The 15,346-nt window shown below is 31.1% G+C and carries 11 protein-coding genes; 9 read left to right on the plus strand and 2 right to left on the minus strand.

Features of this window, described 5'->3' with window-relative positions:
- Positions 1–353: 353 nt before the first annotated feature.
- The 3 genes from H2650_RS11125 (at position 354) to H2650_RS11135 (ending at position 3,947) form a co-directional block, all read left to right on the plus strand.
- Positions 354–1,472 (plus strand): VWA domain-containing protein, encoded by a 1,119-nt coding sequence (locus tag H2650_RS11125; RefSeq protein WP_188050890.1) that lies wholly within the window; start codon positions 354–356, stop codon positions 1,470–1,472.
- 139 nt (positions 1,473–1,611) lie between these two features.
- Positions 1,612–3,075: an AAA family ATPase gene (locus tag H2650_RS11130; protein WP_188050891.1), complete on the plus strand. Its 1,464-nt coding sequence runs from the start codon at positions 1,612–1,614 to the stop codon at positions 3,073–3,075.
- Positions 3,076–3,353: 278 nt separating this feature from the next.
- A complete protein-coding gene (locus H2650_RS11135; protein WP_188050892.1) occupies positions 3,354–3,947 on the plus strand; it encodes a 2OG-Fe(II) oxygenase in 594 nt (197 codons plus the stop codon).
- A 324-nt stretch (positions 3,948–4,271) separates the two neighbouring features.
- Here H2650_RS11135 and H2650_RS11140 read toward each other — a convergent pair whose 3' ends face one another.
- Positions 4,272–5,267 carry a metal-dependent hydrolase gene (locus tag H2650_RS11140; RefSeq protein WP_188050893.1) on the minus strand — a complete coding sequence of 332 codons (996 nt, stop codon included), beginning with the start codon at positions 5,265–5,267 and terminating at the stop codon, positions 4,272–4,274.
- Between the two features lie 257 nt (positions 5,268–5,524).
- Here H2650_RS11140 and H2650_RS11145 point away from each other — a divergent pair, with 257 nt between their 5' ends.
- Positions 5,525–6,379: a DMT family transporter gene (locus tag H2650_RS11145; RefSeq protein WP_188050894.1), complete on the plus strand. Its 855-nt coding sequence runs from the start codon at positions 5,525–5,527 to the stop codon at positions 6,377–6,379.
- Between the two features lie 155 nt (positions 6,380–6,534).
- Here H2650_RS11145 and H2650_RS11150 read toward each other — a convergent pair whose 3' ends face one another.
- Positions 6,535–7,281 carry a GYF domain-containing protein gene (locus H2650_RS11150; protein ID WP_188050895.1) on the minus strand — a complete coding sequence of 249 codons (747 nt, stop codon included), beginning with the start codon at positions 7,279–7,281 and terminating at the stop codon, positions 6,535–6,537.
- 383 nt (positions 7,282–7,664) lie between these two features.
- Here H2650_RS11150 and H2650_RS11155 point away from each other — a divergent pair, with 383 nt between their 5' ends.
- From H2650_RS11155 to H2650_RS11175, 5 genes are all read left to right on the plus strand, one after another.
- The gene (locus tag H2650_RS11155) at positions 7,665–8,234 is read left to right on the plus strand and encodes a Crp/Fnr family transcriptional regulator (protein WP_188050896.1); all 570 of its coding nucleotides are present in this window, start codon (positions 7,665–7,667) and stop codon (positions 8,232–8,234) included.
- A gap of 168 nt (positions 8,235–8,402) precedes the next feature.
- Positions 8,403–9,563: an MFS transporter gene (locus H2650_RS11160; protein WP_188050897.1), complete on the plus strand. Its 1,161-nt coding sequence runs from the start codon at positions 8,403–8,405 to the stop codon at positions 9,561–9,563.
- Between the two features lie 338 nt (positions 9,564–9,901).
- On the plus strand, positions 9,902–10,456 hold the full coding sequence (locus H2650_RS11165) for an RNA polymerase sigma factor (protein ID WP_188050898.1): 555 nt from the start codon (positions 9,902–9,904) through the stop codon (positions 10,454–10,456).
- A 66-nt stretch (positions 10,457–10,522) separates the two neighbouring features.
- Positions 10,523–11,737, plus strand: coding sequence for a FecR family protein (locus tag H2650_RS11170; RefSeq protein ID WP_223151100.1), 1,215 nt, complete (start codon positions 10,523–10,525; stop codon positions 11,735–11,737).
- 98 nt (positions 11,738–11,835) lie between these two features.
- A complete protein-coding gene (locus tag H2650_RS11175; protein WP_188050899.1) occupies positions 11,836–15,336 on the plus strand; it encodes a TonB-dependent receptor in 3,501 nt (1,166 codons plus the stop codon).
- Positions 15,337–15,346: the final 10 nt, after the last annotated feature.

Consider the following 15,346-nt stretch of genomic DNA (forward strand, 5'->3'; position numbering starts at 1 on the left):
TAGTATATATGTATGACTAATTTATACCCATACAACCAATTTATGGTGGATTGGTATGACTAAATCATACTTTATTTATATTTCAAATGTATTAATAAATTCTTACAAATAGATTTAAATTTTCTAAATAGATACATTTTTTAAACTTGTTTAATGAATGATTTATGTTACCAAAGTATCAACAGATAGATTTCCTTCATTAGGGATATTATAAATGCAAACTACGACTGAACTTTAAAATACAAGTGTGTGGTGAACAATTATTTCTAAAATGGGTTTCTAAATCTCATTTAACTAAAAATTAATAAACGTTCGTTTGAAGTACGCTATAAAATGATGTAATTTTAAAGTCTATGGAAAATGTAAATAAAAAAGGTTTCTTTTTCAAGCAATATGAAGCGCCATTTCAGTCCCCGTTTGACAAACTCTTTGGTATTTTCAAGGAATTAATAACGCATACTTCGGGAGATTTTGATGAAGCGATCGATTGGTTGAGAGAATTAGACAAGGAATATAAACTCACCGATGAACACTATACCATTGATGATTTTATTGAAGATTTAAGAAAAAAAGGATATATTCGTGATGAACTGAAAGAGGACGGGACTTCGGGAACCGGCATCACTGCCAAGACGGAACGTGCTATAAGACAGCAGGCTCTGGATACTATTTTTGGGAACTTGAAACGTTCTGGAAGCGGAAATCATAAAACAAAACATGCAGGAAGTGGAGACGAACATACAGGCGAGTTTCGGGAGTTTCATTTTGGAGACGGACTAGAACGTATTTCACTAACAGAGAGCTTGCGTAATGCCCAAATCAATAATGGCGTGGATGATTTTATGCTAACCGAAAATGATTTGGTTGTCGAGGAAACACAGTTTAAATCACAAATGAGCACGGTCTTAATGATTGATATTAGCCACAGTATGATTTTGTACGGCGAGGATCGTATTACTCCTGCTAAAAAAGTGGCGATGGCTCTTGCTGAACTCATTACTACGCGTTACCCAAAAGATACTTTAGATATTTTAGTTTTTGGAAATGATGCTTGGACTATTCCAATTAGGGATTTACCGTATTTAAAAGTAGGGCCTTATCATACCAATACGGTTGCTGGATTACAATTGGCTATGGATATTTTACGTCGCAAGCGAAATACCAACAAGCAAATTTTTATGATTACCGATGGAAAACCAAGCTGCGTGCGCGAGAAAGATGGATCCTATTATATGAACAGTAACGGTCTTGACGAATATATTGTGGATAAATGTTACAATCAGGCGCAACAAGCTCGGAAATTACATATTCCAGTTACAACTTTTATGATTGCGAATGATCCATACTTGCAACAATTTGTAAATCATTTTACTGAAGCGAATCAAGGAAAAGCATTTTATACAGGGCTAAAAGGATTGGGAGAAATGATTTTTGAGGATTATGAAACCAATAGAAAGAAGAGAATAAAATAGTGTTGAATAATGAGTTGAAACATAGCTTTGAACACTTAACTTAAAAATATTATTAGAGAATAATAGTAATAAAAATTAAAATAATCTTGGTGAACTTTGTGCAAAACATTATAAACCTTGTGGTTAAAAAACAACAAATATGAAAATAGAAGATATAAAAACACTCGGGGAATTAAAAAAATCAGGATACGAAAGCAAAAGTATTAAAGATGAATTGCGATTAAATTTAAGACAAAAGATAAAAGCTGGGCAAACTACTTTTGAAGGAGTTCATGGTTTTGAGAATACGGTAATTCCAGAGTTGGAACGAGCAATTTTGTCACGTCATAACATCAACTTATTAGGTCTTCGTGGTCAAGCCAAAACGAGATTGGCACGTAAAATGGTAGAATTATTGGATGAATATATTCCGTATGTAAGCGGTTCTGAAATTAATGACGATCCATTGAAACCGATTTCGCGTTTTGCGAAAGATATTATTGATTTAAAAGGCGATGATACTCCAATTTCTTGGTTGCATAGAAGCGATCGTTTCTTTGAAAAATTAGCAACTCCAGACGTTACCGTAGCAGATTTAATAGGTGATGTTGATCCTATAAAAGCGGCAAATTTAAAATTGTCTTATGCTGATGATCGTGTAATTCATTTTGGGATGATTCCACGAGCGAATCGCTGTATTTTTGTGATCAACGAATTACCTGACTTACAAGCTCGAATTCAAGTTGCATTGTTTAATATTTTGCAAGAAGGGGATATCCAAATTAGAGGTTTTAAGTTAAGAATGCCTCTGGATATGCAGTTCGTTTTTACAGCAAACCCAGAAGATTATACCAATAGAGGAAGTATTGTGACGCCGTTGAAAGATAGAATAGGTTCGCAAATATTAACCCATTATCCTGACACGATAAAAATTGCAAGAACAATTACGGAACAAGAAGCCAAGTTAGATACATTGCAGAATGATATGGTTTACGTTCCTTCTTTAGCGAGAGATTTATTGGAGCAAGTTAGTTTTGAAGCTAGAGAAAGTGAATATATTGATAACAAAAGCGGAATAAGTGCGCGTTTGAGTATTACGGCTTTTGAGAATTTATTAAGTACTGCCGAAAGAAGAGCTTTGAAAAATGGAGCCGATAAAACTACGGTTCGCTTGTCAGATTTTATGGGAATAATTCCTGCAATTACTGGTAAAGTAGAATTGGTTTATGAAGGAGAGCAGGAGGGAGCAGCCGTAGTCGCACAGCACTTATTAGGTGATGCGATCCATACTTTTTTCCCTGCTTATTTTCCTAGGATTGAAAAATTAGAAAAGCAAGACGAAAAAACAGCTTACACGGATATTATCGAATGGTTTTTTGCCGAAAGTGGTTTCGAGTTATTAGACGATTGTACGGACGAAGAATACCAAAGAATTTTAGGAAGTATTGTTCCGCTTGAAATTTTAATTAAAAAATACCAACCACAACTCGCCAATGAAGACAAATACTTTATGAAAGAGTTTATATTATGGGCCTTGGTCGAATATAAAAAATTAAGTAAAGATCGTTTTTCCGAAGGCTATCAGTTTAAGGATATTTACGGTAGTTTTATCAGTAAACTGTAATAGAAAAAGGGTTTAGATTTATTTCTAAACCCTTTTTTATTTTGAAATTCCTATACTTTTAAGCGCAAATTAGTAAAGTCCTTATTTTTGTTAGAAGATTTAGAAAGATATTATTTGAAAAAATAACAATTTAAATTTTAGATTTTTATAAAAGTACTTTTAAAAGTCAACGAATATCCTGTAAAAAATCATGCATATTTATTTCACAATAAAGTAATACTATTTTTTTTTATTCTACTTTTGCTCGTTGGCGGTCTAAGCAGTCAATGAAAATTGACATGGAAAATAATTTCGAGACTTTGATAGCCACTTATATTGAAAATAAAGTAGGTATATCTGAGCATTTCTTGAGTAACACTTTGGCGAATAACTTAAAGCTAAATTTAATTGCTCTTAACACTAAAAGTTTATTGGTCGATGCAGGAATAGGCAACGCCGAAAAGGTTTCCTACGATGGAGCAATTCGGAGTGATTCTATTTATTGGTTAGATAAAAAACACAATAATGCTTTCGAAAATGAATTTTTTGCCCAAATAGAAGAATTCATTTTATACCTCAATCGAAGCTGCTTTGCAGGAATTACCAGTTATGAGTTTCATTATTCTTTATATGAATCAGGTGATTTTTATTTAAAACACTTGGATCAATTCAAAAATAATCCTAGCCGAAAATACTCTATGATTAGTTATTTGAATGCCGATTGGCAAGAAAGTGATGGAGGCGAATTGCTTATTCATCAACAAAATAATAATCAAAAAATAGCACCCACACAAGGTAAAACAGTTTTCTTTAAAAGTGACGAGTTAGTGCATGAAGTTTTGATTACGAATAACACTAGAATGAGTATAACGGGTTGGTTAAAAAGTGATTGATTTTTTTAATACAAATTATTTATATTGTCAAATCGAGCGTAGTTGAGATTTTTTCTAGTAATTAGTTAAAAAAAGCGTCTCGACTGCGCTCGACGTGACAACTACTCAAAATATTTTCAAATCCAGCGCAGTCGAGATTTTTTCTAGTAATTATTTTGAAAAAAAAGCATCTCGACTGCGCTCGACGTGACAGCTACACTAAATATTGTCTAATCGAGCGCAGTCGAGATTCTTTATAGGGATTACTTTAAAAAAGCGTCTCGTATGCGCTCGACGTGACAGCTTAATCTACGTCAGTCGATATTTAATTTAGTAAAAACTGATTTAATTTCCTTTTAAACGAGTGAATATCTTTTGGAGTAATTTTTTTCCATCTCTCTTACTTTTAGGGACTTCGATCGCATGCATTCCAGCAGGATTTTGAATAAACTGGTAACTAAAAGCAAATTGTGAGTTGGTTGGATTATCATTCAAAAGACCAAAGCGCAGATCGTTAAAATATAAATTTCCGTCTTTTTTTGAAATAATATACCAACCTTCGCTAGCTTTTTTGAGTTTTTCAAAATCTGAATTTCCTAGCAATTGCTTTTCTAGAATCTTATTTTTACTGTAAACAACAAATGAAATGGGTTGTGTGTCAAAAAGGGAATAATCGCTTAATAAATAATTGTCTGAAGTAGCGACGTTTGCATTCCATAAAATCAAATTGAAAGCAGTTGGTTTTACAATGATTTTTGAATAATGAATTCCTTGATTTTTTAGTACTTTTTCAAATTGTGATAAGGTATAAAGTTTTATAAAACAAGATAAAAGCAAATAGGAACTACTGATTACTAATCCTTTGATGATGTATTTGTTACGCAGTGTCGTGTTCTTTGTTTTCCATACGAATACTAATGCTACAATAAGCGGAATTGTATAAAGTGGATCAATTACAAAAATAGTTTTTAATGCCAATCGTGGCTCTAAAGGCCATAAAATTTGAGTTCCCCAGGAAGTAAACATATCTAGCAAAACGTGAGTCAGTAAGCCCCAGTAAGCCATATTAGTAGCAGAAAAAAAGCTGATTTTACCTTTCTCAAATTTAGAAATTAGCCAACCCAAAATCGGACTAATCAGCAAAAAAAGAAAAAGAGAATGACTAATGCCACGATGAATTAATATAGCGTCTACAGGATTTAAGAACAATCCAACTATCACATCTAAGTCAGGTAATGTCCCTAAAATTGCACCGTAAATAAAGGTTCTGTTTTTAAGTTTTTTTCCAGCGCATACTTCGGCAACTGCAATTCCTAAAACGATTTGTGTAAAAGAATCCATAATGCGAAAGTAAGCCAAATCAATTGACTTCCCAATTGATGTGTTCTGAATTTTGGTAAAATCTATTGCTTAACTTTTTAAAATATTGGTTTAAATTAAAAGAATTGTTATAACTCAAAATAATTAAATTCTTTATGGATTTGTGTTTTGGCGGGGACAGAAAGTGCTTTTAAGTTGTACTTATAGTAAGGTTTAATTTTCTAAAAAGAACTATTTTTAAACCAATAAAGAGTATTTTTGGACTCTAAAAATTTATTATGCTTTTTCTAATTTTAAGTGTTATTTGTAGCGTTACTGTGGGTGTGATTTTTAAAATAACTCGCAAATACAATGTCAATAATTCACAAATTGTGGCAGCAAACTATCTCTTTGCTTTAATTCTTTGCTATTTGTTTTTTAGTCCTAATTTGAAGTCAGTTGACACAGAATCGCCTTGGACTTTGTACATCGTTATTGGACTTTTGTTGCCGTCCGTATTTTTATTTTTGGCTGCTTCAATCAAGCATATGGGAATTGTAAAGACAGATGCAGCACAACGACTTTCATTATTTATTCCTATTCTAGCCGCTTGGTTAATCTTCAAAGAAGACTTTAATTCATTAAAAATTACTGCCTTTTTAATTGGTTTACCAGCAATACTATTGATTCTCTCAAAACCATCTGAAAACACCAAAAATAAATGGTTATATCCTGCTATAGTTTTACTTGGTTTTGGTTTAATAGATATTCTTTTTAAACAAATAGCATCGTACACCACTTTGCCTTATACCACCTCCTTATTTGTAGTTTTTTGCATCGCTTTGCTAATTATGGTTGCTGTTGTTACTTATGAATGGATAGCTAATAATGTCCGTTTGCAGATTAAAAACATCGCATTTGGATGTTTAGTTGGTCTTTTTAATTTTGGAAATATTCTTTTCTATCTCAAAGCTCACCAAGCATTTTCCGAAAATCCTTCGACTGTATTTGCAGGAATGAATATGGGTGTGATAATTTTAGGAAGTCTTTTAGGTATTTTTGTATTTAAGGAGAAATTGTCTAAAATAAATTTAGCCGGACTTTTTCTAGCTTTAATAGCTGTTGTTTTAATTGTATTATCGCAAATAAAATAATTTTTAGATTTAATTTATACAAGGAATAAGGCTTTAATGAAAAACTAATATGATTTTAGTAAGCATACAATAACAATAGCTTAATATAGAAATAATGAATTATAATTCTATATGAATCTGTATTTTAATTTCTAATTTGAAATATGAATTTTAATTTATATTTTTATTTTTTCTAATTCTAAAGAGATATGATCCATTTCTTTTTTTAATTCAACTACTTCATTATCTAAGGAGTCAATCTCTTTTTGGCTCGAATTAATTTCTTGTTCTCTTTGAGTAGCAGATCTTAAAAACTGAAAATCTTGGGCTTTATTTAATTTATTCTTGGCCTGTTCTAGAGCGCTAACAGATTTAAAAAGTTTTTCCTGAACTTCTACAAGTCTGCTATTTAGTGTTGCTTTTCTTTCTTTTAGAACTTTTTCAAAAGCTATTTTTTCTTGTTCAATAATTTGATTTTTTTGTTCTTTAATTGTTTTTTCTTGTAATTGAAATTGAAGATTTTCTTTTTCAGTTCTAGTGTTCTTTTGCTCTAATTCAGCACTTCTTTTATTTTCAAAATAAGTAAATACAGAACTTGCTATAAATAGTGTTACTATGGCTATTAGTACATAAAAAAATGTTTTATTGATGCCTAATATTTTTGAATTGGCTGTTGGCTCAGTTGTTTCAGTTTCCTCAAGGCTTTCTATTTCAGTTTGTGTTGTAGGTGTTACAAAATTATTAATCAGTGGCGGTACAATTACAAATAATGGTTGCAATTCGGTTATTTCTCCAGCATATTTCCAATCCTCCATTCCTGCACACCATACAGGAGTTGTCTTTGCAATCATTTTTGCTTTTAACTCATCAAAATCAAAGGGACCAGTACTTTCAGTACCATTATGGATGTAATAGGAATTCATGTTGTGAATTTTTGCTTTTAAATTTCAAAAATACAAAACAATTTCATTTTAACTTTATATTAATTTATATTACCATTTTAAACAGGAACAATAGTTCGTTTTAGCTTTTCTTTTTTGAATAAAATTTTTATTTGATAATACACCATTGTTATTTTATAATACTAAATAAGATGATTAATTATTAAAATTTGAAAAATAAAGTGAGTTCAAAATATTTGTACATAATCAATCTAGTTTTTTTATTTCTAATGCAATTATGATAATTGCTTTTGAAAAGATTTAATAAGTAGAGAAATTGAAAATTCATTAGTTAAATATAAAAACGAAAATTTGAATTTATTTTTGCATTTTTGAATGTTTTTCTAATTCAACAATAATTTTAAATGTATTCTCTTTTAAAAAAATATATTACAGATCAAAGCACAATAAGTGAAGCTGATTTAAAGTTAATTTTTTCTTGCTTTAAACCCATTGAGACTAAACGAAACGAAATTCTAATTGATTTTGATACAATTTGTAATTATTACTATTTTATAAATAAAGGTTCCTTAAGATTGTATACACTAAATACGGACGGAACAGAAAATTCAAGGTATTTTGCTTTTGAAGGAATGTTTTGCACGGCATTACCTAGTTTTATTGATCAAAAAACTGCAGCAGAATATTTGCAAACTATAGAAAAATGTGAATTATTAGTAATATCAAGAACTGATTTTTATAAATTAGTCGATCAGTTTCCAGCATTCGATACTCTTTATAAGAGAATTTTAGAATTGGGTTTCATTAATGCTCAGCAACGAATTTATAGTTTTCAAGGAAATAATGCTTTAGAAAAATTGAAATGGATCATCAAAAATCAACCTCATTTTTTATTACGAGTGTCTAATAAGATGGCAGCTTCTTATCTAGGTATTTCTCCTTCTACTTTAAGTAGGATAAAATCGCAACTGTAATTTTTTTAAACGTTGATCTATGACAATGTTTTTTAATATTATTCTATTTAATTTTGAAAAAAAAATAAAGCATTTGCTTCTCCGTCTTCGTAATTGTTTATATGACTGAATGTATAAATGCCTTTTTTTTATAAAATTTCTATTTAATTTCTATTTCTAAATCATAAAATGAAACAAGTTACTCTTAGCAATCAAGTACTCTATTTATTGAGTATTTCCGCTGGTTTGGTCGTTGCCAATTTATATTACAATCAGCCATTATTACATCAAATTGCAGTAAGTTTTAAGGTTACAGAAGCAGAGGTTAGTAATGTAGCGCTGTTTACTCAATTAGGTTATGCCTTAGGATTATTGTTTATTATTCCGTTGGGAGATAAAGTTTCTAATAAGAAAATATTGCGATTGGATTTTCTAATCATGGTTATTTCGTTGTTGGCAGCAGGATTTGCAAAATCACTTTTAATATTAACAATAAGTAGTTTTCTTGTTGGTTTTACCTCCGCTATACCACAATTATTTGTACCAATGGCAGCACAACTCTCTGATGATAAAAATAGAGGTAGAGCAATAGGTATTGTGATGAGTGGTTTGCTAATTGGTATATTAGGAAGCCGAGTGATTAGTGGTTTTGTAGGAGAGCAGTTTGGATGGCGTGTTATGTTTTATGCAGCAGCAGTAATGATGGTTTTATTGTACATTATATTAAAGTACAAATTACCAACCATTGCACCCGTATTTAAAGGGAGTTATGCTAGCTTAATGAAATCACTTTATCATTATTTTAAAACAGACGGCTCTCTAAGATTGGCAACATTAAGAGGAGGATTAGCCTTTGCAGGGCTTAGTGCTTTTTGGACTACATTGGTTTTTTTGATGCAGGATTCATTTGGTTTCGGAAGTGCCATAACCGGTGCCTTTGGAATTCTTGGGATCGTTGGCGCTTTAGGTGCTACTGTAGTTGGTAAAATTAGTAGTTCTGTAAGTAATCATACCGTTATATTAGCTGGAACATTACTTTTAATTCTTTCTTGGATAATACTGTTTTTTTCGGGTAATTCACTAATAGGTCTGATGCTGGGAGTTTTACTAGTCGATTTAGGATTGCAATCCTTGCACATTACGAATCAAAAAATTATTTTTTCTAAAAATCCAGAAGCTAGAAATCGGGTGAATACTATTTATATGGTTGGTTTTTTTATTGGAGGTGCTTTTGGTACTGTTGCTGGCGCAATGGCCTGGGGAAATTACAAATGGGTGGGAGTTTCGACACTTGGAATCGTTTTATCAGTTCTTATCTTAATCGTGCATCTTGCTTTTCGAAAAAAGTAATCTTTTAGCAGCTTGTTTGCATTTATTTTAAAGAAAATGTTAAATAATAATTTGAGATTAGTTTTTAATGGATCAAACTGTAAATATTTTAATATAAGACTCTTACTCGTTAACTGTAATAGAATTTAACGTTCATTTTTTGTAAATAAAAATGTACAATGCTGTGCAGAAGTTACCTTTGTAAGGTTTATAGATTTGATTTTGCTTGAAAATAGTCTATATTCGGGCAATATTTATGGCCGATTATTTTTCTAAAACTATTCGTTTTTCAAAATTAATCTGTTTGTAGTGTATCATTTAAATCTAAAACCACTTTTTCCTAGTAGCAATCATTCTTTATGAAGTCACAAGATTTATTAATCCTTGAAAAACTTAAGGTGGGAGATTCTTCTGCTTATAAAGAATTGTTTGACCTATATTATATGCCACTCAGTGTTTATTCCTTAAAATACTGTGACTCATTTGAATTAGCTGAAGATATTGTTCAAGATTTATTTATTAAATTTTGGGATAAAAAAATCTATTTAGATTTGGATCAAGCAATAAGTCCTTATCTTTTTAAAGCTGTAAAAAACAACAGTCTAAAAGCCGTAAAAAAGCAAAGTAAATATTTTTTTGAAGAAATAGAAGATCAAGTGAATGTGTTAATGGAGGAGGAACGACTTGATTTAGAGTTTCTAGAGCAAGAAAAACAGAAATTATATACAAAAATTGAAGCTTTACCATTAAAAAGTAAAGAAGTTTTTAAAGCCATTGTATTAGAAAATCAAAAATACAAAGAGGTTGCATTAGAGTTGGGAATATCAGTAAATACGGTTAAAACGCATTACTCAAGAGCGTTAAAACAACTTCGGAATTCATTAGATGTTATAGTAATGTTACTTTTAGTTTAAAAAAAAATTAAATTCTTGTCACCCATTTTTCATCTTTTGTACTCTGTATAATATAAGATGACACAAATGAACACTATTCCTCAAAATATTTTAGAAATCCTTTCCGTTTATATTTCAAAAGAAATAAACGAAAATGAATTCTCTGTTTTAAAAGATTGGATAAATGAATCGCCAGAAAATAAAAAAGCTTTTTCTGACTACATACTTTTTTATAAAAAAACAAAACAAATTCTTTTTGCTGGAAACATTGATAAAGATAAAGCTTGGCAAAAAGTAATATCGCAATTAGAGATGCCGCTTAAAGCACAAGAGAATGTGTTGGCTTTAAATGAGCCCAAAATCAGATTTTTGAAAATAGGTTCTGTATTTTTAAAATATGCAGCAGTAATTTTAATTCTAGTTTCTGTTGGTTATTTTTATTTCGATAAGGAAGCTATCGCTCTTAAGCCCGTTTTAGAAAATCCTATTTCTCAAGAAGGAATCACTCTTCAGTTAGCTAATGGCGACATACAAGTTATTAAAGAAGATGGATCAACTCAAGTTTTAGATGCTAATGGTACTGTAGTGGGAACTCAAAAAGGCAATCAATTAGTATATAGTAACGCTGCCTCAAAAGATACTCTGGTTTACAATACAATAAAAATACCTTACGGAAAACGTTTTGAACTCCAACTTTCGGATGGAACCAATGTACATTTAAACGCGGGAACTTCATTAAAATATCCTGTTCGATTTATAAAGGGATTGAATCGTCAAGTTTTTTTAAATGGAGAAGCCTATTTTGATGTTACCAAAGATCCTAAACATCCATTTATAGTAGGTTCAAACGATATGAATGTTAAAGTTTTAGGTACCAAATTTAATATGACCTCGTATCAGGAAGATGCAAAAACATATACAGTTTTGGTTGAAGGAAGCGTGGTTGCATCAAGTAAAGTAGTAGCAAATGAAGAAGTACTATTGAAACCTGGTAACAGAGCCTTTTTTGAAAATAAGCATTTAAAAACGGAAGCTGTCGATGTTAGGAAATACATTGCTTGGGTTTCTGGAGAGTTAATGTTTATAGATGACTCTTTTGGTGTCATTACCAATAAATTAGAAAGAAAATACAACGTTGATATTGTAAATAACTACGAAGAATTAAATGATATTATGATCACTGCCACTTTTAAAGAAGAAAATATTGATCAGGTTTTGAAAACCTTTCAAACCTATAAGGCCTTTAACTATACCATTAATAACAGAGTAGTAACTATAAATAGACCGCAGAAAATGAAATAAAAAAAAACCAAAAAAAAGGAAGGTGCGCCAACACCTTCCCTTATCATTTGAAAAAGTGATTTAATCTAAAACTAACAAATTAAACCCATTGTAAAATTATGAAAAAACAACGAACTAAAGGTGCGTTGCTGCGCATTTTGAATAACTCTAATTTAAAGATGAAATTCACACTCCTATTTTTATTCACCACTCTTATGCAAGTCAGTGCATCAAGTAGTTACGGTCAAAAAAATACAGTTACCATGGATGTTAACGGGGTAGCATTGACCAATATTTTTCAGATTATTGAAAATCAAACTGATTTTCATTTCTTTTATAACAGAAATGAGCTGAATGTTAATCAAAAAATTGATTTAAATGTTGATAAAACTAAAGTTGTAGATGTTCTTGGTAAACTATTTAGTAATACCAATATTTCTTATCAAATTTTAGGCAATCAGATTGTTCTTAAAAAAGTAGAAAAAAACTATAGTTTTGAAGTTCCTTTTGCAACCGAACAAAAGCAAGTACAAGGAATTGTTACTGACAAAGCAGGCTTGCCTCTTGTGGGTGTTTCTATTATGATCGAAGGAACAAAAGTCGGTACATTGACTGATTTTGACGGAAAATTTAAATTGAATGCTGATGCTACGGGGAGAATTTTGCTTTTTTCTCATTTGGGTTATGAGTCAAGACGTATTGCTTATACAGGTGAATCTTCATTAAAAGTAGTTTTGCAAGAAGAATTAAATGAACTGCAAGAGGTGGTACTTGTAGGTTATGGTAAGCAAAAACGCAGTGAATTTTCTGGTGCCGTTTCTTCTGTGAGTGCTAAAGATATTATTCAATCAGCAACAGGAACCGTAGGTTTTGATAGAGCTTTAGGAGGATTAGTAAAAGGAGTTCAGGTTTCTCAAAATACAGGTCGTCCAGGTGCTCCCGTTCGTATTAATATTAGAGGTATAACTTCACCATTATCTTCTGTAGGTGGTGGATTAAACCAACCTTTATTTGTAATTGATGGAGTACCGTTTAATGTGGATGCTTTACAAGGTGCAAATCCTTTATCTACATTAAATCCTAATGATATTGAGAGTTTTGATGTATTAAAAGATGCTGGAGCGACTTCTATTTATGGATCTCGTGGCGCTAATGGTGTTATTATCATTAAAACTAAAAGAGGTAAAAAAGGGCAAGCACCAAGAGTAAATTTCTCTTATGCTACAACATTAGCACAACCTATTAAAACCGTATCGGTTTTGGATGCAAATCAATATAAAAATTATTATAATTTGATGTTGTCTAATAGTGTTGATGCGATGAATAATGGTCAATTAGATCCTTTCTTTGCTTTTGACTTTCAAGAGATTGCTGACGTAGAATTAGATTTTGACACTTTCACTGTAAATTCTAATGGAATGAGACCTGATTACTTTGGAACTTCAAATACCAATTGGAACAAACAAGTTTTTAGATCTATGGCGGTGACTAAACAAGCAAATTTAAGTTTGAGTGGTGGTAGCGATAAAACCAATTATAATTTTAGTACTTCATTTATAGATCAAGAAGGCTTGACTGTTAATGATAACATGAAACAATATAATTTAGGTCTTTCGATGGATACTGATGTTACAAATTTTGTAAAAGTTGGAACCTCTATTAATGTGGGACATACTCAAGAAAAAAACGGAGACAATGATGTATTAAATCAATATACTGTAAACACTTCTATCGCTCGCGCACGTCCGGATTTAGCACCAAGAGATGCTAACGGAAAATTAGCGGGACAGCCAGATTATCAAAATGGGTTTATGACCTTAGAGCCTAATCCTTTAATGCGTTTAAGTAATAAAACGGATAATAAAGCCTATAATTTTATTGGTAGCGCATATCTTGAAGTAGAGCCATTAAAAGATTTAAAACTGAAAACGGATGTAAATGCTTCTGTATTTTATAATAAAAACAGTTCATTTATTCCAAAAATTGCTCAAACTGATTACCTATTTTTTCCAACGGACTCTTTCTTAAACGAAGCGGATGGTTTAGTGTCTAACATTACTACCAATTTAACAGCAAATTACAGTTTTTTAATATCCAATCATAAAATTGGTTTATTAGCTGGAGCTGCTTGGGATCGTACAAGTTTTAATAATTCAAACCATTTTTATACTGGTTTTCCAGATGATGAAATTCTTATAAACGCGAATTCAGCAAGAGCGGTACTTGGGTATTCAAGTGTTCGTTTAGAAACTGGATTATATTCGTTATTCTCTCGTTTAAACTATACTTACAAAGATTTGTATAATGCAACATTGAATTTTAGAACGGATACTTCTTCAAAATTTGGTCCAAATAACAAAAGAGGGTATTTTCCATCTTTGTCAACCAGCTGGAATATTTCTAATGAAGAGTTTTTATATGGTGTTGAGGATATAAGTAGTTTAAAATTAAGAGCAAGTGTGGGTAGAGTTGGATCTACTAACGTTTCTGACTTTGCTTATTTGCAATTTTTTCAAAATCAACCAGGAAGTCTTTACAATGGTGGTTCAGCTATTATGCCTGATAATAATTTTCCAAATCCAAATATTGGTTGGGAAACAACTGACGAAGTTAATTTAGGTTTAGATTTTGGATTTTTTAATAATAGATTAAAAGGGAGTTTTGATATTTACGATAGAAAAACTACTGGTGCTTTAGTAAAAACACCTATTCCTTTTGAATTAGGTCCTAACTCTTACTTTTCGAACTTTATGGATGTTTCTAATAAAGGTATTGAGGTTAGTTTAGGTGGTGATATTATTAGAAGTGAAGATTTTGTATGGTCTACTAACGTGAACTGGTCATTAAACAGAAATAAGTTAGTAAAATTAAACGGAGCAAGCATCAATCCTTACCAATTGGATTTCTTTATTGAAGGGCAGCCAGTAGGAACTATTAAAGGATATAAAGTAGCTGGAATTTTCCAATCTCAAGATGAAGTAGATGCGTTAAATAATGCATCACCTACAGGGCTTTATGATAAAATGTCAACTACGGTTGGAGATTTTAAAATGATAGACACTAATGGTGATGGTCAAATAACGGTTGACGATAGAGCTGTAATTGGTAATATTCAACCAAAATTCTTTGGTGGAATCTCAAATACATTCGCCTATAAGAATTTTAGTCTTAGTGCATTATTCCAATATTCAGTAGGAGCTAAATCAATTTGGAATGCAATTCCTATAAGTACGCTAAATTCATTGGGAGAAAACAAGTATAGTGAATATGCTTTAAATACTTGGACTCCTGAAAATCCAAATGCGCGTTATGCAAAAACGGTTTATACAGATCCTTCTGCGAATGGAAGAACATCAGATAGATATGTTTACGACAGCTCTTATTTAAGATTAAAAAGCATGCAGTTTAGTTATAATTTCGATCAAAAAGTGCTAAACAAAATTGGAATTGATAAAGCATCATTAACACTAACTGGTACAAATTTATTGACTTGGACAAAATGGCCTGGAATTGATCCTGAAACTTTCTCAGAAAGAGGAAATATTACAGATCAAGTAAGTAATGAAGATCCATACCCATTGGCTAAATCATTCTCTTTAGGAATTCAATTACAATTTTAAATTTATCAAC

It is taken from the genome of Flavobacterium sp. GP15 (genome assembly GCF_014281985.1).
In the GTDB taxonomy this organism is placed as follows: domain Bacteria; phylum Bacteroidota; class Bacteroidia; order Flavobacteriales; family Flavobacteriaceae; genus Flavobacterium; species Flavobacterium pygoscelis.